The sequence below is a fragment of the Streptomyces sp. NPDC029139 genome (assembly GCF_055564335.1).
In genome coordinates this window covers 107,530-127,127 of the sequence record NZ_JBVHWN010000007.1, presented here as the reverse complement: position 1 = coordinate 127,127, position 19,598 = coordinate 107,530, and the positions used below count along the sequence as shown (strand labels likewise).

Below are 19,598 nucleotides of genomic sequence, written 5' to 3'. Positions count from 1 at the left end.
GACCGGCGGACTGGTCGGCCCGGGTCACGACGCGTCGGCCGTGGGGGCGGGGGAATCGCCTCGCAGGTCCTCCAAGGTGGCGGCGGAGCCGGGAAGTACCGAGCGCGCGGGCGCTTCGAGACCGTCCAGGAACAGCTGCAGATGGCGGTGGACGAAACGGTCCATGTTCAGGCAGGCGGTGCCCGGCAGCGGGCGGGTCAGTTGGGAGACGGCCACCAACAGGTCCCCGACGCCGACGTCGGCGCGGAGCCTGCCCGACCGGTGCGCGCGGTCGACGAGGCCCTGTACGGCGGCCTCCAGCCGCTTGCGCTCGGCGAGCAGTTCGGGCTGGTCCATCTCGAAGGTGCCGTCGATCATCGGGCACAGGGCGCCGATCCGTTCGTCGGCGGCGCCGTGGGTGAACCGGCGCAGCGCGTCGAAGGCGTCGGACTCCCCGCCGTCCACGGCCGCGGCCGCCTCGTCCGCCAGGTCGGTGGTGCGGGACGTGACGGAGAGGACGACCTCGTGGATGAGGTCGTTGCGCTCCGGGAAGTTGCGGTAGAGCGTGGCGTTGCCGACCCCGGCGCGGCGCGCGATCTCGTCGAGGGGCACCTGCGGGCCGAACTCGACGAACATCTCGCGGGCCGCCGTCACGATCCGCTCGCGGTTGCGCAGGGCATCCGCGCGCGGACGGGGCACGCGACGGGCGGGCACGGTGCCGGCTTCGGTGGTCACGCCACTGCCTCCTCTGATGGGTGATCGATCGATGTGATCGATAGCAGGCGTTCGGTGATCCGGGGACTGACTCCCCACTTCCTCGAACACAGGCGTAAACGGGGATGGAGTCCCCGGTTATTTCCCAGCTCGCATGTGACCTGAGTCACTCCTCCCGACCTCCGGTCCACGCCGGTCCGCACCGGTCCATACCACCCTCCGCGGGTCCACGCGGCTCTTCACCGGTCTCAAGACCGGTCCACGCCGGTTCAAGACTGGTCCATGCCGGTCTCATGCGGCCTCGCGCGAAATACCCACGATCGGGTCACCCGGCGCGCGCCCTCGCACCTCTCGAATCACGCTGATCGGACAGCAGCGCTGACCAGCTGACCTGAAGCCGAAGCCAGAGCCGAGGCCGAAGCTGACCAGAGAGGCGACCGGATGCAGCAGACCCGTAGGCGGATACGCAGACCCGTCGTCCTCGCCGCCGCGGCAGCCCTCGCGCTCGCCGCACTGGCCTCGGCCAGCACGAGCCTCCCCGGCGCGTCCCCGGCCTCGGCGGGCCCCGTGGCCGCCGCGCCCGGAGAGGCACCGCTCGGGCCGTGCCGGATCGCGACGACGATGGGTGTGCAGATGTCGGAGGGGCTGCCGACGGCTCCCGGCTACGTCCGCTCCACGGGCCGGATCAAGGCCCTCAACCTGATGGTCGACTTCCCGGACGCGGCCGGGGACGGCACGGCACTCGGCCGCTTCGACGAGTTCTTCCCGAAGACCGCCGACTGGTTCCGCACCAGCTCGTACGGGCGCCTGCAGTACCACCCCGAGGTCCCCATACCCGACTGGCTGCGGATGCCGCGGCCGTTCTCCTCGTACGGGATAGAGCGCGGCTCACCGTACGAACCGGGCTACCGGGGGCTCGTCGAGGACATCGTGAAGGCCGCCGACCCGAAGGTGGACTTCAGCGCCTACGACCTGGTGAACGTCCTGGTCACCCCGAACGCCGGGCCCTCGGCCCTGGACACCGTCCTGTCGGTCACCTTCTCAGGCAACGACGAGGCCCCGTACGCGGACGGCGTCCCGCTCGCCAACACGTCCTTCGTCTACAGCCGCCAGGACGACGGCTCGGGGTCGTACGCCGAGACCGGTTACCGCGTCCTGCCGCACGAGAACGGCCATGTCTTCGGCCTGCCCGACCTCTACACCGTGGACGGCGGCGGCACGGTCGGGCACTGGGACATCATGTCCGAGGACTGGGGGGCCAACAACGACCTGCTCGGCTGGCACAAGTGGAAGCTGGGCTGGCTCGACGACGAGCAGGTCGGCTGCGCGTCCAAGCCCGGGACGCACGAGTACACGCTGACGCCGCTGGCGACCTCCAAGGGCCCGAAGCTCGCCTTCGTACCGCTCTCCGAGACATCGGGGTACGCGGTCGAGGTCCGCACCCGCGACGGCAACGACGAGGCCGTCTGCGAGCCGGGCGTCCTGATCTACCGGGTCGCGTCGGACGTCGACACGGGGCACGGCCCGGTGACCGTGGCCGACAGCGAGAAGGACAGTGGCGGCTGCACGCGCCGCCCGAACGTCCACGCGGAGCTGTCGGACGCCCCGTACCGCCCGGGAGAGACGTTCACGGACCGGGCGAACGGCATCCGGATCACCGTGATGGCCAAGGACGCCGACAGCCGCTACCGCGTCCGCGTCACGCGCTCCTGACCCCCGTGCCCGGCCACGTCCCCTGCGTCCCCCAGATCCCCCACACCCTCCACACCCTCCACCAGGTCCCCGATCTGGTCCCGGAGCTCCCGCTTGAGCACCTTCCCGGTGGCGTTGCGGGGCAGCTCGGCTTCCCGTACGAGCACGTGGGCGGGCACCTTGAAGGCGGCGAGACGGGCACCGACGTGGCCGCAGAGCTCCTCGACGGTCGCCGTCGCGCCCGCCCGCAGCCGTACGACGGCGGCGACCTCCTCCCCCAGGGTGGGGTGCGGCACGCCGAGGACGGCGGCGTCGAGGACGGCGGGGTGGTCGTGGAGGACGTTCTCGACCTCCACGCAGTACACGTTCTCACCGCCGCGGATCACCATGTCCTTGAGCCGGTCGACGAGGGTGACGCGACCGTCGTGGAGCCGGGCGAGGTCGCCGGTGCGGAACCATCCGTCGCCGCCGAAGGCGGCCCGCGTCGCCTCCTCGTCGTTCCAGTACCCGCGAACGAGGGACTGGCCGCGCAGCCACAGCTCCCCGACGCCGTCCGCGTCGGGCCGGTGGACGCGGACCTCGGTGGCGGGCGTGGGCCGGCCGACGCTGCGGGGATCTGCGCGGTACTCGGCCCCGAAGTTCGCGAACACGCCGCCGCAGGTCTCGGTGAGCCCGTAGCCGTTGCGGGGTTCGATGCGTTCCCCGTACGTGGCGGTGAGGCGGGCCACGATCTCGGGCGGGGCGGCGGCGCCCCCGGTGTTGAGCATGACCAGGCTCTCCAGCGGATCGCCGGTCTCCTCCGCCCGGTCGAGCAGTTGCAGGGCGGTCGTCGGCACGCCGGCGTAGTGGGTGACGCGGTGGCGCCGGATCAGCTCCAGGGCGTGGCCCGCGTCCCACCTCCGCATGAGGACGAGGGCCCCGCCGGCGGCCATGACGGAGTAGAACGACGTGAACGCGGCCACGTGGAAGAAGGGGAACGTGGTGAGCGAGACGGGCGCGGGCCCCTGCCCGGGAATCATGCCGCGCCCGAGGGCGGAGGCGGAGGCGTAGTACCGCGGGTTCATGGCGGCCCCGGCCTGCGCGAGATGCGTGGCGACGGCGCCCTTGGGCCGGCCGGTGGTGCCGGAGGTGTAGATGATGGTGGCGTCGTGCTCGGGCAGGACGTCGACGGCCGGCGGCCCGAGGAACGGGTCCATGTAGCGTACGTATTCCTGGAACCCCTCCCGCGCCTCCCCCTGGAAGACGATGCCGGGCACGTCGTGCTTCCGGGCCCACCACTGAACCCTCTCGACGCGCTCACCGTCGACGAGGAGGATCCCGGGCGTGCAGTCGTCGAGGGCGTACGCGAACTCCGCCTCGGCCCACCAGGCGTTGAGGGGCACGGCGACGAGGCCGGCGAGCTGGGCGGCCCAGAAGGCGATCTGCCACTCGGGCAGATTCCGCATCGCGACGACGGCCCGGTCCCCCGGCCGCAACCCGTACTCGCCGACGAACCGCCGGGCGAGCCCGCAGGCGGCGTCGAAGAACTCCCGGTAGGTCAGCTCCCCACCGTCGGAGATCAGGAACACCTGGTCCCCGTACGCCCAGGTGACCTCGACGAACTCCCGCAGGGTGCGGGGCCCGTCGACATACACCCCACCCTCGACGGCGAAGGGCCCTCCGGCCCCACCCAGCCGAGCCGCGACGCTCCCGGGCGCCTCTCCTCCGACCACGTCCACCTCTCTAAGCGCTCGCTCAGCCCAGCGGGGACGCTATGCGCCCCCACCAGGATGGTCAACCCCGCCCAAGGACGGCCACCCTCTACACTGTCGCCCCTACCGGCCTTCGATCTACGACGGGGCCCTGCGCGGCGTCCACCGTGACGCCCTGGCCCGCCGCGGGCTCCTGGTGATCAACAAACGGCATGGTTGGGTCAGCCCCGTCTTCTACGAACGCATCAAGCCGTGCCGCAGCGGCCACGACCTGTGGTGCGACCAAGGCCGTATCACCGAGAGCGTCCGCATCGGCGACGGCACCCGCGTTCTCCAACCTGTCCCGATCACGCGGCTGGAGCCCCGCATCGGCGTGACCAAGAGCCGCTGGTAACACGTCCTGAGGATCCCCTGCCGGCGCGGGGACCACGAGTACCGCGTCCCCGCGGGCATCACCACCACGGCCGGTGACCGCTCCCTCCGGGACGCCACGACCGGCCGGCGGATCCCCGGCGACCACGAACGCGGCTTCCACCGCGCGGAGCATCTCCAGCAGATCCCGCAGGAGACGCTCTCCCACCAGCTGGTCTACCCGTACCGTAGTGACTCCGAGTCGGTGCACAGCCAGTTCGACCTCAGCCTCTGGAACCGCGGCATGATCGCGTACGGCGTCGAGCGCCAGAAGGTCTTCGTCCTCGGCTTCGCCCTCTCCCAGAACGCCACCAGCCACCAGATCTTCCTTGAGGGCCGCACCAAGACGCAGGAACGCCATAAGGCGGTGTGATGCCGGCTCCGCCTTACTGCACCTGGCCCGCGAGTGCTCCGGCGAGGTCGCCGACCTGCAGCCTGCGGTCCGGGGAGCCGGTCCCCGCCTCTCCGAGGCCGACCAGGAGATAGGCGTCGCCGTCGCCGTCGAGCTTCAGCCGCACTGCGGCGACGTTGCCGCTGTCGGAGACGACGACGGCTCCGGGCTCGGCGTCGCCGGCCTTCTTCATGTAGCCGGCCAGCTCGTCGACGGATGATCCGGACAGCATCTGCACCACCGGTGCCAGCGGGGCGATCGCCTGAGGCTTGCGGGTGGCGACGGTGTGCACCTGCACGTCGTCCTCGCCGATGCGGAAGGTGCAGCTCACCAGAGCACCCGGGTTCTTGGCCAACGGCTCCCATGGCCTGGCCCGCTTGCCGCCCTCGGCCGTGGCGACGGGAGCGGTGTCGTCCTCTACGGACCCGTCTGCTGTCGTCCCGTTCAGGCCTGCGGCCTTCGCCGCCTCGGCCACGTCGTAGGGCAGCGGGCAGGTGCTCTCCCCGACGTCGGACATCCCGTCGGCGGTCTTGGTCAGTCCGCTCAGACTCAGCGGCGCCGCACCGCCTCCGGTGCCTCCGGCGTCGCTCTGGCAGCCGGACACCAGAGTCACCGCCGTCAGGGCGGCCGCTATCAGCAGTCGGTGTCGTGCGTGTGTCACGTGTCGTGTCCTCAGGAGGTCGGGGTGGAGCAGCCGAGCCGCTTGCCGGCGGCTTCGACGAAGTCGTCGAACAGGTCCTGCCTGCGCGGGGTGCCGGGCGCGCCGACGGCGTCCTGATACCTCTGGCCGAATTCCAGTGAGAAGTACGTGGGAACACCTGCGCAGTCGGCGACCACATGCCAGGGATCGAAGCCGGACACCTCACGGCCGACCACCCGAGGCTGCTCCTTGGCCGCCGCGGAGTTCAACCTCATCGCGGAGTCCTGGCGTGCGGCTGCGCCCTCCCGGAGCTGAGTCCCTTCCTCGTCGAACGACATCGGCCCCCCCCTTCGCCAGTGGCCCCGCCCGCCACCCTAACCACACCCCCCGAACACAAGGGCGAACACACGTAGATGGAACCAAGAACGTCCGCCGGTGCATGTCGGGTCGAGCTGGGCATGAACAGCCGCGTGGAAAGTGGACCTGATGACGCGGTCAGGAGCGGCTTACAGGAGCGTTCCGTTTCAGGCGGGCGCCCAGGGTGGCCGCGAAGTCTTCCGCGCGGGACAGCTGGACACGCAGCTTCTCCACCTGTTCGACGGCGGCCCGCTCATAGGTCCGTACACGCTCCAGCAGAGCCTCACGCTCGTCGGCATCCACAGCGGCGCCGGCATCGAGACGGTCGGTGGCCTCCAGCAGGTCGCACATCTGATCCAGAGTGAAGCCGAGCGGCTCCATCCGGCGGACGACTTCGTCGGGCAGTTCCACTACGCCACCGACCCCGACCGGGTCGTCATCGACCTGTCCGCCGCCCATATCTGGGACGCCTCCTCCGTCGCCGCCCTCGACGCCATCGAGACCAAGTACGCCCAGCGCGGCAAGACCGTCGAGATCACCGGCCTCATCACCCCGAGCGCCGACCTGCACGACAAACTCAGCGGCGAACTCACCGGAGGACGCTGACGGCGCTCGCAGCAACGTCAAGAGCAAGGTCGCCGCCACGAGCTGTTCACCCAGGGCCGCGAAACGGACATCGCGCCCACGCTCCCCTGAGGGTGCCATCTTGATCACGCACTCGCGCGGCGACCCCACACCCGACGAAAATGCCAGGTCAGGGCGCATAGCATCGCCATCCGACCACGCGGGGTGCGAAGGGGGGCGACCTCCGTAACACCTATCCGCTAGGCTGTCAGCGGTCAGTCGACCTCCAGGGCGCCTGCCCGGGAAAGTGTCCCTCCGGACCCGATCCCCGGCACCGCCTCTAGAGAGCCTGACCAGGGCGTTTGTCTCGCTCCGTCCGGCATCCCCCTCTGGGGGTTTCCGGCAGGGGTTTTCGGCAAGCCCCGGCCTTCGTAGCTCAGGGGATAGAGCACCGCTCTCCTAAAGCGGGTGTCGCAGGTTCGAATCCTGCCGGGGGCACAGACCGAAGGGCCAGCTCAGGGGAACATTCCCCCGACGCTGGCCCTTCCTCATGATCGCGGCCATGCCGCCTACGTGCCAGAAGGCGGCGGATCGCCCTCTCCACGGGCCTGGCGGATCATCTCCCCGAGCTTCCCCGCAATGTGCCGATCACGGTCGCTCGTCATGTGCTGGTAGATCAACGCGGCCATGGTCGTGCTGTGCCCCATCCGGGTCATCAGTTCCCGCGTGTTGGCCCCGGCACTGGACGCCAGGGTGTTCCCGGTGTGGCGGAGGTCGTGGAAGTGCCCGTCCCCGGAGATGCCGGCCTTCGCCCGAGCAGCTGTCCAGTCGTCCCGGAAGTTGCTGCACCGCAGCAGACCGCCCTGCGGGCCCTGGGCCCGTGCCCGCTCCACATACGTGTGCGTCGACGGCAGACGGGATGGAAGTTGGGGGAGTGGTGGGTCGACGTCGGTTCTTCTACTGGCCGTAGACGTGAGCTCGCACCAGAGGATCGTTCTCCAAGATGAAGTCCGAGACCTGCCAGAACTCTTTCAGCAGCGGGTGCCTCAAGGCAGCTTCACGATCGAGCTTGAGCCCGAAGAGCGGTCCGTCAGGGTTAGCCAGGCTGGCGGTCACCAGCGTGGAGGCCGGAGATGTCTGGTCAGCTACAGGGCCGACACGGCACGCGAAGGCGACGTGGTCCGTCCACTCGTCCGGTCCAGCGCCCCAGGTACCGAAAATCACGTCTATCCACACGTCATGGTCTTGATCGGCGTGGTGGTAGCAGTTCGCGAAGTACACGGCGTGGGGAGCGCCGTCGGCATAAAGGAAGTCCCATGCCCGCTCGATGGGGCGTTGCAGCAGTCGCACGTGAAGTCGAGCGTCTGGCGGTCGGGACCAAAGCTCAGAAGCATGTCGGACATGATGCTTCATGCACTCTGTGGCATCGCTTGCAGGCCACCGCCACAGTCCCGGCGAGAGCGACAGATCGGAAGCGCGTGCCCCGCGGTCGTGCTGCCCGTGGTCGTCGTCCTGCTCGTGCTCGACCTCCAGGGGGCGGCGCGAGCAACTGTCAGTGAGGTCTGACAGGGTGCCCCTCATGAACGACCGACCAACGCCCGCGGCGGCGCGGCTGAGGGAGTTGCTGGGCGAGCCGACGTGCTGAGGCTGGGCGCGGCCGCAGCTGTGGGAGGCGGCCGAGACGCACCTCGGTGTGGCCCTGCCGACGGACTACAAGGCCTTCCTCGACCGGTACGGGCCGGGTTCCTTCGACCATCTCTTCTGGATCGTCCGACCGGTCGAGGGGACGCAGGCCGAACTGGAGCAGATCTGGCCGATGTCAGGTCGGCCGCACCTCGACGACCCCGAGCTCACCCCGTTCCCCTTCCATCCTCACCCCGGCGGCCTGATCCAGTGGGGCGGGGCCGGGGACGGGACCATGTGCTACTTCCTGGCCGAGGAGGACGACCCCGACGACTGGCGCGTGGTGGTCGAGACGGAGGAAGGGGAGTGGCACGAGGCCCCCGGCCCCTTCACCGCGTTCCTCCTGAGCTGCGTCGAAGGCCCGCACCGCCCGTCCTTCCTGGGGCGCTACCGGCCCGGCCCGACCCTGCGCTACTACCCGGAGTCCGAGGACGGCCCAGCCCCGCACTGATGAGCACTCGTCGTGATCACGTTCGTGCCACCGCCGTGCCGGAAGGCGGCGGACCGGCGTTCTGCTGGACCTCGCCCGTGAGACGGAGCTGTCGGTGCCGGGATCTACAGTCCGGACATGTTTCCGCAGCCGGTTGAGGGGGCCGTCGGCCCGTACGACGCGGGGTACGTCCCCCGCGTGGAGATGTGCATGCGTCCGGTCGACGAGCCCATCACCGAGCCCGCCGCCAAGCTCGGCGGCGACCCGTGTGGCTGGGTGAGCCCTGTTGGCCATTGAACCCCCGCACAGGCGAGCCGCTCGACTTCATCGGGCAGTTCCCGGTGCCGGTGGAGCCTGAGGAAGAGTTCCGCATGGCGTATCTGTTCCTGTCGTACGAGGACTACGAGACCGGAGGCATTGACCCGGAGGACGGAGAAGCCGTGCTGCTCGTCCAGCCCGACGGCCGGATACCCGAGTTCGCCACCATCGGGCCGGCCGGGACGAAGGGACGGTCACTGTTCGCGTTCGACGAGGCATACGCGAAGGTGCCTGTCGAGTTCCGGGTCGAGACGCTACCGGTTCCGGACCAACAGGAGCGCTACCTGGAACAGGACGGGAGCTTCGACGTCGACAACTACATGGGGGGCAAGCCCTACTACAAGAACCGGGCAGGGGTCGAGGCGCCGTGGCGCTTCTACTTCTCCTTGGCGGACGGCAGCGACACCGGGCCGCCCTACTTCCTCAACTTCGGCTATGGCGCCGGATACGCCTACCTCAGTGCTGATCGCCTGGAGGGCCGGTTCAACTGGGAGGCAGCCTGACCGTGGGCACCGCCCGCTCAGCTTCCGGCGGTGGTTCCCTGACAATCCGCTCCCAGCTCGCGCAGGCCACCAGTGCGCCGGCGTCCTCGGTGAGGAAGAGCAGGGAGGTCCATGTCCGATCGGCAGAGTCGATCGTCCCCACGCGCACCGGTCGGTCATGTTCGCGGAGGAGTCGCACCGCTCGTTCCAGTCCGAGAGGTTCGCGTCCGTACTTCCTCCGCATGCGCCGCAGTCGGAGGTTGAAGACTCCGGCGTGCCGGCCCGCGGGATGCGTCCCGTCGGTCACCCGGTAGGTGGCGCCGCCGCGGAGGAGGGCCAGGGCTGCCACGGACGCCTCGTCGTCACCCGCCAGCAGCGCTTCCAGCACATGCCGTTCCATGGTCACCGGTCACCCCCGTCTGGATCCTGCGGTACGGGAGTCAGCCACCGCAACCCCCGCAGTCGCCCGCGTCCGGTCGCGTCCCTCCGGGGCCCGGTCGCGGCCGACAGGGCCGCCCCTGACCGATACGGCCAGAGCCACGGGCACGGGCCAGGTGCCGGCAGGCACCTGGTGGAGGGCACTCAGGTGGGCTCGGGCGATATCCGCGTGAGCGGGGCGGACTTCAGCGCGTCGAGCCTGGTCTCCACAGCCCACCGCGGAGGGGTAGATGGGATCGTCCGTCGAGGCGCACGGGACGAAGTATGGCGCCTTCCTCGTCGCCCGAGACGCTCGAGGCGGCGCAGGGGTACGGGCGGGGTTGGCGGAGCAATCGCCTCCGGCTCAGGCGGCAGATAGGTTGCGGTGGTGGTGGACGACTGGCGGGCGGATCGGATCGGCAGCGCCCTGCGCGGCGAGAACCCCTGCGTGCTGCGGCGCTTGGACGCGGGGTTCGCCGTGATCGGGGATGTGCAGTTCCTCCCCGGCTACTCGGTGCTGTTGGCGGACGATCCCGGCATCGAGCGGCTGTCCGATCTGCCCCGGGGCAAGCGGCTGGAGTTCCTTTCCGACATGGACCGGCTCGGGGAGGCGGTCGAGCGGGCCTGTCGGCGGGCCGATCGCGGGTTCCGGCGGGTCAATCTGGAAATCCTTGGGAACACCGACGGCTTCCTGCACGCGCACGTCTGGCCTCGGTACGAGTGGGAGCCGAGCGATCTGGTGGGGATGCCCGTGTGGCTCTATCCGCGCGAGCGGTGGAGCGACGAGCGGTACGCGCTCGGGTTCCGGCACGAACCCCTGCGTGAGGCGATCGCCGGCGAGTTGGACCGTCTCCGGCAGCAGGGCTGACACCCGCGGCGGCGGTGGCTGCCACCCGGCTACACCCTCCGGCACGTCAGGCGCATCTGGCCCGCCGCGTGATGGGCGCCCTCGCGGGCCGGGGTGCCCCAGTCCTGGCCGCGGTCGAGGAGACGGACCGTGAAGGTGGGGGTTCGGAGGGGATGGGTGCCGGCGGGGAGCAACGTGCCCTGGTGGGCGTGCTGGTCGAGGGAGAAGGTCGCGTACGGGGTGCCGTTCGCCAGGAGCTGGTAGACCGAGGGGGCGCCCGCCGCGTCCCGGGCGCGGGGCGGGTGGGGGATGTGGACCGCCAGGTCGCAGGTGCGGTACGCGGGGTCGACCCGCCAGGTCCAGGTGGCCGAGTTGTCGTGGTCCTCGGTCGGGCTGCCCGACATCGGGAGCGCCGAGAAGCGCCCGTCGCAGCCCCCGCCCCGGTGGCCGCCCGTCCGGACCGTGTACCAGCCCTCGTCGCCGTCCTCGTACCGGCCCGCCTCCGTGTATCCCCCGCCGCCCTCGCACCCCGGACCCGCCCACACCTCGTAGGCGGGAGGGGGCGCCGTCGCCCTCGTGGCCGTCCGGGGCAGCGTATGCGTCGGCGTCGGCGTGGGTTCCGTTTCCGGTTCCGTTTCCGGTCGCTCCTCCGGCGCCGGAGCGCCCGGGAAAGCCGTCGGGCCGTTCCTTGTCGGCACGGTCCGTACCGGCGGATCGCTCGCCTCCGCCGGTGGCGGGTCCTCCGCCCCGCTCACCGTCAGTGCCACCACGACCGCCAGGCACCCCGCCACGACCACGGCGAGCGCCGTCCCCGCGCCGCCCCGTCCGGGCGGCCTGGTGGACCCTGGGCAGTGCCGACAGGCCATCCCCGGCAACGGGCCCCGGCCCGCCCCGCCGCACTCTTCGCATGCCATAGCGGCACACCTTACGACCGACTCAGCGGAGTTCCTCCGGGCATGCGGTGCCCCGCGGAAAGATCTTGTACGGCGCGGCCAGCCGGTACACGCCCGCCTTCGGCGCCACCAGCTCCGTCCACTCGTCGCCCTCCGCGTCCGCTTCCGTCTTCAGCAGACAGCCGTACTCGTTCAGGAAGACCTTCGGCAACTCGGTCGGCGACGCCTCGCGTGCCGCCTTCGACGCCTCCGTCTCCTCCGGCGGCTCGATCTTGGCGCCGTTCTCGTCCAGCAGCGCGAGCCACGGCGAGTACGGCACCCGGATCAGCACCCGGCCCGGGCTGTCCAGCTCGATCACGACCTCGTTCGCGCGCGCCCGCCGCACCTCGGCCGGCGGGTCGGCCAGCGGGGTCGGGTCGTCGACCTCGTACAGCCGCCAGTTCGCGTCGGACCAGACCTGCTTCAGATACGGCAGCCCGCCCCCGACCAGCTCCGCCTCCCGCTCGGCACCCGAGTCCGGCGCCCCGGTCGGCAGGACGACGTAGTGCACCGCCCAGCGGTCCAGCCAGTCCTGGTAGTTCGTGGCGTTGAGGGTGTCGTCGTAGAAGAGCGGGTTGCGTTCCATGTCCGCCTGCCGGTTCCAGCCCCGCGCGAGGTTGATGTACGGGGTGAGGGCGGAGGACTCGCGGTGGCTGGAGGCCGGCACGACCTCCACCCGCGCCTTCTCCGCCCCGCGCACCTGCAGCTGGTTGATCAGCGGGGCCACCTCGCGCGCCCAGGACGCGTCCGGGGCGGTACGGATGACGTCGTCGACGCTCTTGAAACCGATCCAGAGGTTCAGCCCCGCGAAGGCGAGCACGACCGCGTACCAGCGGCGCGAACGCGGGACCGCGTACGGCAGGGCCGCCAGGAGGACGACACCCGCGAAGACCATCACCAGCCGCGAGACGTTCGACCCGATCTGCGAGTCGATCAGCCAGGTCAGCAGCGTGCCGGCGGAGTAGACAGCCGCACCGGTGCGGACCGTGCGCCACGCGCGCGGTACGAGCAGGAAGCACAGCACGCCGAAGAGGAACGGCAGCGCCGTGGACGCCAGGGACATCGGCTGCGTACCGGAGAAGGGGAACAGCCACGAGGACAGCGCGACGACCACCACCGGCGCGAGACCGAGGGCGTACGCGCCCGGGCGCCGCTTGTTCAGGAAGAGCGCCGCCGCCGCGACGCCGAGGAAGAGGCCGGCGACCGGGCTGCACGCGGTCGCGAGACCGGCGAGCGGGGCGGCGACCGCCGCCTTCGCCCAGCGGCGGTGGCGCCAGCGGTACGGCCAGCAGAACACGGCCGCGACCGCGCCGAGCGCGAACATCATGCCGAGCCCGAACGTCACCCGCCCCGACAGCGCGTTGCACAGGAACGCGAAGACCCCGGCCAGCGAGCACGCCAGCGGATTGCGGACCGCACGCACCCGCACCAGGATCAGCGCCGTCAGACCGGCGGACACCGTGCCGGCGATCATCATCGTCGTACGGACGCCGAGCAGCGACATCACGTACGGCGAGACCACGCTGTACGAGACCGGGTGCATCCCGCCGTACCAGGCGAGGTTGTACGCCGAGTCCGGGTGACGGCCCACGAACTCGGCCCACGCGTCCTGCGCCGCGAGGTCCCCGCCGCTGTTCGCGAACAGGAAGAACCAGAGGACGTGGGTGAGCGCCGCCAGGCCCGTCGCGATCATCACGGGGTAGCGGCGCCTGCGCCGCCGGGGGCGGTGCGCGGGCGCGGTCTCGATGTGCGGGCGGGGGGACGGGAGGGTGATACGCGGGGGTGCGGAGGTCCGCGGCTGCTCGCCGTCGGCAGTGCGTGAGGGCGTGGAGGTCCGCGGCTGCTCGCCGTCGGCAGTGCGTGAGGGTGCGGAGGTCCGCGGCTGTTCGCCCTCGGCTGCGCGTGTCGGCTCGGCGGTGGTCACTCGCGGCCCTCTCCCGTGCTGCCTCTCGCGCATCGTCGCGGTGTGGGTGTCGGTCTCGTCAGGGTGTCGGTCCCGGGTCTCGGTCCCGATCCTCCGGAACGCTAACAGCAGGGCGCCCCGGAGGACCGGGGCGCCCTTTCGCGTCAGCCCAGCCGGGTCAGCTTCTTGTCGAAGCCCGGCTCCACCAGGTCCGTCTTCAGGGCGAGCGGCGCGCTGACCTTGCCGGAGCCGGTGCCGATGGACACCTGGCCGACGATGTCGCCCGCCTTGCCGGTGTGCGGCACGGCCTTTCCGCCGTCACCGATCCGCAGGTCGACCTTCAGTCCCGGCCACCCGACCGCCTTGAGCTCCTTGGTGGCGATGACAGGCGTCTTCCCGCCGAGACCGTCGTCGACGTAGCCGACGACCTGGCCCTTCTCGACGACGGCGGCGGACGTGACGTCCTTCTGCGCCTGCTGGATCAGCTTGAGGCTGTAGTCGATCGACAGCTGCAGCTTGTCGTCCAGCAGACTGGCGTCCTTGGCGCCCATGACGACACCGAGGATCCGACGGTTCTTGCCGTCGACCACGGTGTTCGCGGACCAGAGGAGATTGCCGCCGGCCGGGGTGGACGAGCCGGTCTTGATGCCGGAGACACCGGGCTCGAGAAGGATCTTGTTGTTGTTCTCGATCCGGCCGGGGATGCCGGGGACGGTCAGGTTCGGCATGTTCACGATCTCGCGGAACACGTCGTACTGCATGACCGCCTTCGCCAGCTTCAGCTGGTCCTTCGGCGTGGAGACGGTGGTCGCCAGCAGGCCCGACGGGTCCGTGTACGTCGACTCCGTCATCCCGAGGTCCTTCGCGGCGGCGTTCATCTTCTCGACGAAGGCCGCCTCGGAGCCGGCGTCCCAGCGGGCGAGGCGCCGGGCCACGTTGTTCGCCGAGGGGATCATGAGGAGCTGGAGCAGCTCCTTCTCCGTGTAGGTCTGCCCCTCCTTGACGGGGGCCCTCGACTCGTCCGTGGAGTTGGCCTCGTCGGCGGCCTTCTTGTCGATCGAGATCTCGGGGCCGGTCTCGTCCCCCTTGATGGGGTGGTCGCGGAGGATGACGTACGCCGTCATCGTCTTCGCCACGCTCGCGAGGGGGGCGGGCTTCTGCGCCCCGTACGTGCCGAGCGAGCCGACGCCCTCGACCTCGACGGCGCCCTGGCCCTCGGTGGGCCACGGCATGGTCAGCTCGCCACCCTCGAAGGTGAAGGTGGGAGCGGCGGAGAGGGTGAGGGCAGGGGTCGGGAGCGGTCGAACAAACTGTACGACTGCAAAGACGATCAGGAGCAGGACGACCAGCGGGGTCCAGATCCGTACCCGCCGCATGGTGTTGCGCAGGGGGGTCGGGGGCGGGGGCGGGGTGTTCGTCAGCTCCGCGAGCAGGTCGAGCGGCGGCAGCGGCGGCATGGGCTGCTGTCTGGTCCGTTCGGCCTCGGTGAGCGACGGCGGAGCCGCGGGGGCGGGGGCCGCGGCCGGCGTGGGCGCGGGCCTCTTCGCTTCGGGGGCCTTCGCCGCGGGCGCGTCGGCCGCGGGCGCCTTGGAGGCGGACGCGTCCGGGCGGAGCGGCACGAACGTGCTCGGGCGCTCGGCGGCGGGCTTGGGCGCCGCGGGCGTCACCGGGGACGCCGGGGGCGTCGCCGTCGGCGGGGGCGTCGGGATCTTCAGGGCGGTCGTCGGCTGGTCCACGGCGGGCGCCACGGGCGGCCGGACGGCCTTGAACACGGCGGTGGGCTGATCGACCGGGGGCTGGGCGGCCTTCGGCCGCTCGGCCGCCTCGGGCGCATCCGCGGGCTGGGGCTTCTGGGTCGCCTCTGGCGCGTCCGCGGGCTGGGGCTTCTGGGTCGCCTCGGGCGCGTCGGCGGCCTCGGCCGTCGCGGCGCGCTTCGCCTCGGGCGCGTCGGCGGCCTCGGCCGTCGCGGCGGGCTCCGCCTCGGGCTCGGCGGCCGGCTTGCGCGCGGCGAACCACGAAGCGTCGGCCTTCCCGGCCTCCGAGGCCGGCTCGTCAGCGTCGTCGGCGGCAGCCTCGTCCGCGCCGCCGCCATCGGCGTCGGCATGGGCACCGGCACCGGCACCGGCACCGGCATGGGCAGCGGCGTCGGCACGGGCAGGGGCGTCGGCGTCGGCCTCAGCGGCCTCAGTGGTGCCCGCCGCGTCCGCCGTCGGCTCCTCGTCGCCGGAGGCGACCCACGCCGCCACCGCCGCCCGCAGACGGTCGCCCTCCGCGGAGCCCTCGGCAACGGCCCCCTCGGAACCGGACCCAGCCTCCTCGGAACCGGAGTCCTCCGGCACGACGTCCTCGGACACGGCCTCCTCGGAGACGGCCTCCTCGGCCGGCGCGCGGTCCTGGGACACCCCGTCCCCGGGCAGCGCCTCGTCCTCGGACGGTGCCTCGCCCTGGGACACCGGCTCCTCCGGGGCGGCCCCCTCGGACGGCGCGTCGCCGTCCGACGGCGCGTCGTCCTCAGGGGTACGCGGGGCGAGGCTCTTGAAGACGGCCGTCGGCTGGTCCACCTGGACCGGCGACGCCGTCGCCGAGGACGCGGACTCGCGGAGCACGGAAAGCCGCGGATCCCGGCCGCCACCGCCCGCGGGCGCCTCTTGCGAGGACTCCTGCTGCTCCGCCTTGTCGGGGGACTCGCCCGCCACCGTGCCTCCTTCATGCGTCATGCGTACGTCCGAACCGTGTACCAGTGTCCTGTGTGAACCCCTTGGCCCCCGTGCTAGACGAGAACGACATACCTACTGGTTCCCGTACGAAGCACCCAGGCGCTCTCGACAGATGAATGTGAGAGGGGTCACCCTGTGACTCATCCACGCGGGGAGGCATGGATGGGCAGGAGCCGCAGAACAATTCCGGAGGAGCTTCTGCTGCTCGCTCTGGACCCGGCCACGGGTACCACAGCGCAGCCGCAGTCGCTCGACCTCGGCCTGGCCGGAGCACAGCTAGTGGAGCTGGCTCTGGCAGGACGGATAGCCCCTGACGGGGATCGTATCGCCGTGGTGATGCCACGGCCGACCGGAGATCCGACTCTGGACTCCGCACTGGAACTGCTGCGCAGGCGTGGCAGTCCGGTACGGGCGGTCCACTGGATCGGCGGGCCCCGACTGGGGCTGCGCCAGATCTATCTCGCTCACCTGGAGCGCTGCGGCATGGTTCATGCCGTGGAGGGCCAGATGTGCGGGGTACTGCCGACGACTCGCTACCAAGCGACGGACACGGCGATCAGCCGGGACATCAGGACCCGGCTGGACAGTGCGATCCGCACCGGCGTACCGCCGGACCCGCGGACCGCGGCGCTTGCCGCGCTGGCCCACGCGGTCGGTCTCGGCAAGCATCTGTACCCGGGGAACGAAGGACGGTCGTCGCGGTCCCGGCTGCGCGACCTGATCCGTCACGACCCCATGGGCGGCCTCGTGGCGCACGCCGTGATGGACGTCCAGAACGGCGTGGCGGCCCAGCCGCGCCGCAGTGCCGCGGGCGGCGTCCCGCAGCAGCCGCGCCACGGCAGCATGGCGCGTGCCGCCGTGCACTGAGACATACCGTTCCATCAGTTCGACCGGCCGGACCGGCTCGGCCGGTTCGACCGGTCGGGCCGGTTCGGACCAGTTCCACCGGAGCCATTCCGGGAGCCGCACGGACGACGTGTGCGGAGCGGCCCTCAGGGGCCGCCCCGCACACGTTGTCGTCATTTCCCAGCGCACACCACACCTTTGGTGGCAGTCTGCCAAGCAGTAGATACTCACAGCTACGCAGCCGACAGCCGGAGGTGCAGTTTCCGTGGCGTCCAACGTCAACCCCACCGTCAGGCGACGCCGATTGGGCCAGGAGTTGCGCCGGCTCCGGGAGCAGAAGAACATGACGGCCGAGCAGGTGGCCGAGCGCCTGCTGGTGTCGCAGTCCAAGATCAGCCGTCTCGAGAACGGCCGCCGTTCCATCAGCCAGCGCGATGTGCGCGACCTCTGCGGGGTGTACGAGGTCGAGGACGAGCGGGTCGTCGAGTCGCTGATGCAGATGGCCAAGGACTCCCGCCAGCAGGGCTGGTGGCACGCCTTCGGAGACATCCCGTACAGCGTCTACATCGGTCTGGAGACGGACGCGGAGAGCCTGCGGGTGTACGAGCCCCAGATCATCCCCGGGCTGCTGCAGACCCATGGCTACGCGGAGGCCGTGATCACCGGCGCGCTGCCGGAGTCGAGCCCGACCGACATCGATAAACGGGTCACCGTCCGCACCCGGCGCCAGGACCGGATCAAGGACGAGGAGCGGCCGCTGCGGCTGTGGGCGGTCATCGACGAGGGCGCGCTGCGCCGGGTGGTGGGCAACAAGCAGCTGATGATCCAGCAGCTGGAGCATCTCGTCGAGCAGTCGCATCTGCCGCATGTCACGGTGCAGGTGCTGCCGTTCGAGATGGGCGCCCATCCCGGTATCAGCGGGCATTACGCGATCCTGGAATTCCCGGACACGTCCGACTCCAGCGTCGTCTACATCGAGGGTGTGACGAGCGACCTCTATCTGGAGAAGGCCCAGGACGTCGCCAAGTACAGCGTGATGTACGAGCACCTGCGGGCGCAGGCCCTGAATGTGGAGCAGACCCGGGAGTTCATCTCGGACATCGCGAAGTCCTACGCCGCCGGGTGAGACCGGAAAGAGCCGGTCGAGAGCCGGCCCTTCCGAATTCTCCGGTTCGGGTGTGAAAGCAACCGTTCGACCGGGGCCGCCGGGGAAGAAGCCGGTACGGTACACCCCGGACTCACTCCAGCGGAAGCTCACTTGGAATATGCCATCCGGTCGGGTGAACGCCGCCCCCACGCGGCGGGACCGGCGAGTAGCGTCGATCACGCCAGCATGAACGTTGGCGCGACACCACTGGCAGAACCGGAGTGAAGAACATGGCGATTATTCAGGGCGCTACGGACACCTGGACGAAGTCCTCGTATTCCGGCGGGAACGGGGCCTGCGTCGAAGTCAAGTCCCCTGTCGTGGCCGCTGTCGCGGTCCGGGACTCCAAGGCTCCCGAGGGCCCGTCCCTCGCTTTCGGCTCGGCGTCGTGGAACGCCTTCGTCGGTGAAGTGAGCAACGGGGCGCTCTGATCCCGGTTGTGCAGAGCGTCACGGAGTGTACGGAAAGAGCCCTCTCGACCGGTCCGCCGTCCTGGCCGAGGGGGCTCGGCTTTTCCCCCGCGCGTCCAGCCCCGCTCCCCGCGTCCGCCCGTCACCGCAGCTGGTCGACGTACCGGTCCGTGCCCGGCACCGTCGGGATGAACGGCGCGACCAGCTCGACCCGCCCCCACTCGCCGCCGACCGTGTCCAGGTCCGCGAAGTGGTCCGCCCAGCAGGCGCGCGGGTCCCGCTCCAGGAACCACAGCAGGGTCAGCCGGGTGTCGACCCCCTCGACCTGCTTCACGTACGTCATGCGGTCCCCCGGTAGCGGTGTCGGCCGGAAGACGGTGACCATGGCGGCCGCCGACCCCGCGAGGCGCCTCGGCAGTTCGCTCGAGCGCAGCCGTTCGAGCAGCTCGGCCCGCCGTTCCGGCCCTTCCGTGTCGATCACCTGGAGGATCAGCCCCTGGTAGGGGTGGTCGAGGGCGTGGAAGTCCCGCGGTCCGGCCGCCCCGTCCCGGTAGACGGTCGCCTCGTGGTCCTGGAAGGCCGTGAAGACGTGCGTGCGGTCGCGGTAGACGCGGGCGTCGCGGTTGAGCCGCTTGTTGATGGCGACGGTCCACTTCATGTGCTCGTCGTAGCGGCCGTCGGTGACCCAGTAGGTGGAGAGGTAGCAGCCGGCCGTGACGGGCTGGGCGACGGCGGACTTCTCGGGGGTGCGCAGCTCCTGGAGCTCGCGGGTGGCGACCCAGCGGCGCCCCGCGAACATCCAGGGCATCGCCATGGCGCCCGCGTAGTAGTGGTCGTCCTCGTACCAGCGGTTGTAGGCGTGTTCGTGGCCCGGGTGCGGTTCGACCATCGTGATCAGCGCGTGGCCGGGGTGCACCCCGTACGGCCCCGTCGACGCCAGCTCCGCGTACGTCTCGCCGCTCATGCCCGTACCCCTTCCCTTGTCCTCCGGAGGCTCCTACTCTGACGGGTCGTCAGATCGATCGCC

19 protein-coding genes, 1 tRNA gene and 3 pseudogenes are annotated in these 19,598 nt (G+C 70.8%); 11 read left to right on the top strand and 12 right to left on the bottom strand.

Annotated elements, in window-relative coordinates; translation table 11 throughout:
• Positions 1 to 24 precede the first annotated feature (24 nt).
• Positions 25 to 714 (bottom strand): TetR/AcrR family transcriptional regulator, encoded by a 690-nt coding sequence (locus tag ACZ4VW_RS18200; RefSeq protein WP_467963434.1) that lies wholly within the window; start codon positions 712 to 714, stop codon positions 25 to 27.
• A gap of 420 nt (positions 715 to 1,134) precedes the next feature.
• Between ACZ4VW_RS18200 and ACZ4VW_RS18195 the strand changes: the two genes are divergently transcribed.
• The gene (locus ACZ4VW_RS18195; protein ID WP_467963432.1) at positions 1,135 to 2,406 is read left to right on the top strand and encodes a M6 family metalloprotease domain-containing protein; all 1,272 of its coding nucleotides are present in this window, start codon (positions 1,135 to 1,137) and stop codon (positions 2,404 to 2,406) included.
• Here the strand turns inward: ACZ4VW_RS18195 and ACZ4VW_RS18190 are convergent.
• The gene (locus ACZ4VW_RS18190; protein ID WP_467963430.1) at positions 2,379 to 4,097 is read right to left on the bottom strand and encodes a class I adenylate-forming enzyme family protein; all 1,719 of its coding nucleotides are present in this window, start codon (positions 4,095 to 4,097) and stop codon (positions 2,379 to 2,381) included. The two genes, ACZ4VW_RS18195 and ACZ4VW_RS18190, sit on opposite strands and share 28 nt — an antisense overlap.
• A 595-nt stretch (positions 4,098 to 4,692) precedes the next feature.
• Here ACZ4VW_RS18190 and ACZ4VW_RS18185 point away from each other — a divergent pair.
• Positions 4,693 to 4,860: a hypothetical protein gene (locus tag ACZ4VW_RS18185; protein ID WP_467963428.1), complete on the top strand. Its 168-nt coding sequence runs from the start codon at positions 4,693 to 4,695 to the stop codon at positions 4,858 to 4,860.
• 13 nt (positions 4,861 to 4,873) lie between these two features.
• Here ACZ4VW_RS18185 and ACZ4VW_RS18180 read toward each other — a convergent pair whose 3' ends face one another.
• From ACZ4VW_RS18180 to ACZ4VW_RS18170, 3 genes and pseudogenes are all read right to left on the bottom strand, one after another.
• Positions 4,874 to 5,539, bottom strand: coding sequence for a hypothetical protein (locus tag ACZ4VW_RS18180; protein WP_467963426.1), 666 nt, complete (start codon positions 5,537 to 5,539; stop codon positions 4,874 to 4,876).
• Positions 5,540 to 5,550: 11 nt separating this feature from the next.
• On the bottom strand, positions 5,551 to 5,793 hold the full coding sequence (locus ACZ4VW_RS18175; RefSeq protein ID WP_467963424.1) for a hypothetical protein: 243 nt from the start codon (positions 5,791 to 5,793) through the stop codon (positions 5,551 to 5,553).
• Between the two features lie 220 nt (positions 5,794 to 6,013).
• Positions 6,014 to 6,268: pseudogene (locus ACZ4VW_RS18170) on the bottom strand (MerR family transcriptional regulator); the annotation flags it as partial.
• Between ACZ4VW_RS18170 and ACZ4VW_RS18165 the strand changes: the two are divergent.
• A pseudogene (locus ACZ4VW_RS18165) lies at positions 6,260 to 6,481 on the top strand (SulP family inorganic anion transporter); the annotation flags it as partial. The pseudogenes ACZ4VW_RS18170 and ACZ4VW_RS18165 sit on opposite strands and share 9 nt — an antisense overlap.
• Positions 6,482 to 6,864: 383 nt before the next feature.
• Positions 6,865 to 6,937: transfer RNA gene (locus ACZ4VW_RS18160), tRNA-Arg, on the top strand.
• 71 nt (positions 6,938 to 7,008) lie between these two features.
• Here the strand turns inward: ACZ4VW_RS18160 and ACZ4VW_RS18155 are convergent.
• Together ACZ4VW_RS18155 and ACZ4VW_RS18150 are read right to left on the bottom strand one after the other, a co-directional pair.
• Positions 7,009 to 7,311: pseudogene (locus tag ACZ4VW_RS18155) on the bottom strand (tyrosine-type recombinase/integrase); the annotation flags it as partial.
• Between the two features lie 85 nt (positions 7,312 to 7,396).
• Positions 7,397 to 7,789: a hypothetical protein gene (locus ACZ4VW_RS18150; RefSeq protein WP_467963422.1), complete on the bottom strand. Its 393-nt coding sequence runs from the start codon at positions 7,787 to 7,789 to the stop codon at positions 7,397 to 7,399.
• Positions 7,790 to 8,102: 313 nt separating this feature from the next.
• On the opposite strand from ACZ4VW_RS18150, the gene ACZ4VW_RS18145 reads away from it, so the two are divergent.
• The 3 genes from ACZ4VW_RS18145 to ACZ4VW_RS18135 all read left to right on the top strand — a co-directional run bounded on the left by ACZ4VW_RS18145 (position 8,103) and on the right by ACZ4VW_RS18135 (position 9,373).
• Entirely contained in the window at positions 8,103 to 8,573 is a 471-nt protein-coding gene (locus tag ACZ4VW_RS18145) for an SMI1/KNR4 family protein (RefSeq protein ID WP_467963799.1), read from the top strand.
• A 117-nt stretch (positions 8,574 to 8,690) separates the two neighbouring features.
• Positions 8,691 to 8,849: a hypothetical protein gene (locus ACZ4VW_RS18140; RefSeq protein WP_467963420.1), complete on the top strand. Its 159-nt coding sequence runs from the start codon at positions 8,691 to 8,693 to the stop codon at positions 8,847 to 8,849.
• A gap of 74 nt (positions 8,850 to 8,923) precedes the next feature.
• Positions 8,924 to 9,373, top strand: a complete 450-nt coding sequence (locus ACZ4VW_RS18135; RefSeq protein ID WP_467963418.1) for a hypothetical protein — start codon at positions 8,924 to 8,926, stop codon at positions 9,371 to 9,373.
• Here the strand turns inward: ACZ4VW_RS18135 and ACZ4VW_RS18130 are convergent.
• The gene (locus tag ACZ4VW_RS18130; protein WP_467963416.1) at positions 9,354 to 9,752 is read right to left on the bottom strand and encodes a hypothetical protein; all 399 of its coding nucleotides are present in this window, start codon (positions 9,750 to 9,752) and stop codon (positions 9,354 to 9,356) included. The genes ACZ4VW_RS18135 and ACZ4VW_RS18130 overlap by 20 nt on opposite strands.
• Before the next feature lie 405 nt (positions 9,753 to 10,157).
• Between ACZ4VW_RS18130 and ACZ4VW_RS18125 the strand changes: the two genes are divergently transcribed.
• Complete coding sequence (locus tag ACZ4VW_RS18125; RefSeq protein ID WP_467963414.1) at positions 10,158 to 10,637, top strand: HIT family protein; 480 nt, start codon at positions 10,158 to 10,160, stop codon at positions 10,635 to 10,637.
• Between the two features lie 29 nt (positions 10,638 to 10,666).
• Here ACZ4VW_RS18125 and ACZ4VW_RS18120 read toward each other — a convergent pair whose 3' ends face one another.
• The 3 genes from ACZ4VW_RS18120 to ACZ4VW_RS18110 all read right to left on the bottom strand — a co-directional run bounded on the left by ACZ4VW_RS18120 (position 10,667) and on the right by ACZ4VW_RS18110 (position 16,168).
• Positions 10,667 to 11,386, bottom strand: a complete 720-nt coding sequence (locus ACZ4VW_RS18120; RefSeq protein ID WP_467963412.1) for an adhesin — start codon at positions 11,384 to 11,386, stop codon at positions 10,667 to 10,669.
• A 166-nt stretch (positions 11,387 to 11,552) separates the two neighbouring features.
• Positions 11,553 to 13,241 (bottom strand): MFS transporter, encoded by a 1,689-nt coding sequence (locus ACZ4VW_RS18115; RefSeq protein WP_467963797.1) that lies wholly within the window; start codon positions 13,239 to 13,241, stop codon positions 11,553 to 11,555.
• 374 nt (positions 13,242 to 13,615) lie between these two features.
• Positions 13,616 to 16,168 (bottom strand): D-alanyl-D-alanine carboxypeptidase family protein, encoded by a 2,553-nt coding sequence (locus ACZ4VW_RS18110; RefSeq protein WP_467963410.1) that lies wholly within the window; start codon positions 16,166 to 16,168, stop codon positions 13,616 to 13,618.
• Positions 16,169 to 16,330: 162 nt separating this feature from the next.
• On the opposite strand from ACZ4VW_RS18110, the gene ACZ4VW_RS18105 reads away from it, so the two are divergent.
• From ACZ4VW_RS18105 to ACZ4VW_RS18095, 3 genes are all read left to right on the top strand, one after another.
• Entirely contained in the window at positions 16,331 to 17,035 is a 705-nt protein-coding gene (locus tag ACZ4VW_RS18105; protein ID WP_467963408.1) for a GOLPH3/VPS74 family protein, read from the top strand.
• A gap of 244 nt (positions 17,036 to 17,279) precedes the next feature.
• Positions 17,280 to 18,140 (top strand): helix-turn-helix domain-containing protein, encoded by an 861-nt coding sequence (locus ACZ4VW_RS18100; protein ID WP_467963406.1) that lies wholly within the window; start codon positions 17,280 to 17,282, stop codon positions 18,138 to 18,140.
• Positions 18,141 to 18,391: 251 nt separating this feature from the next.
• The gene (locus ACZ4VW_RS18095) at positions 18,392 to 18,592 is read left to right on the top strand and encodes a DUF397 domain-containing protein (protein WP_467963404.1); all 201 of its coding nucleotides are present in this window, start codon (positions 18,392 to 18,394) and stop codon (positions 18,590 to 18,592) included.
• Positions 18,593 to 18,713: 121 nt separating this feature from the next.
• On the opposite strand, the gene ACZ4VW_RS18090 is transcribed toward ACZ4VW_RS18095, so the two are convergent.
• Positions 18,714 to 19,535 carry a hypothetical protein gene (locus ACZ4VW_RS18090; protein ID WP_467963402.1) on the bottom strand — a complete coding sequence of 274 codons (822 nt, stop codon included), beginning with the start codon at positions 19,533 to 19,535 and terminating at the stop codon, positions 18,714 to 18,716.
• Positions 19,536 to 19,598 lie beyond the last annotated feature (63 nt).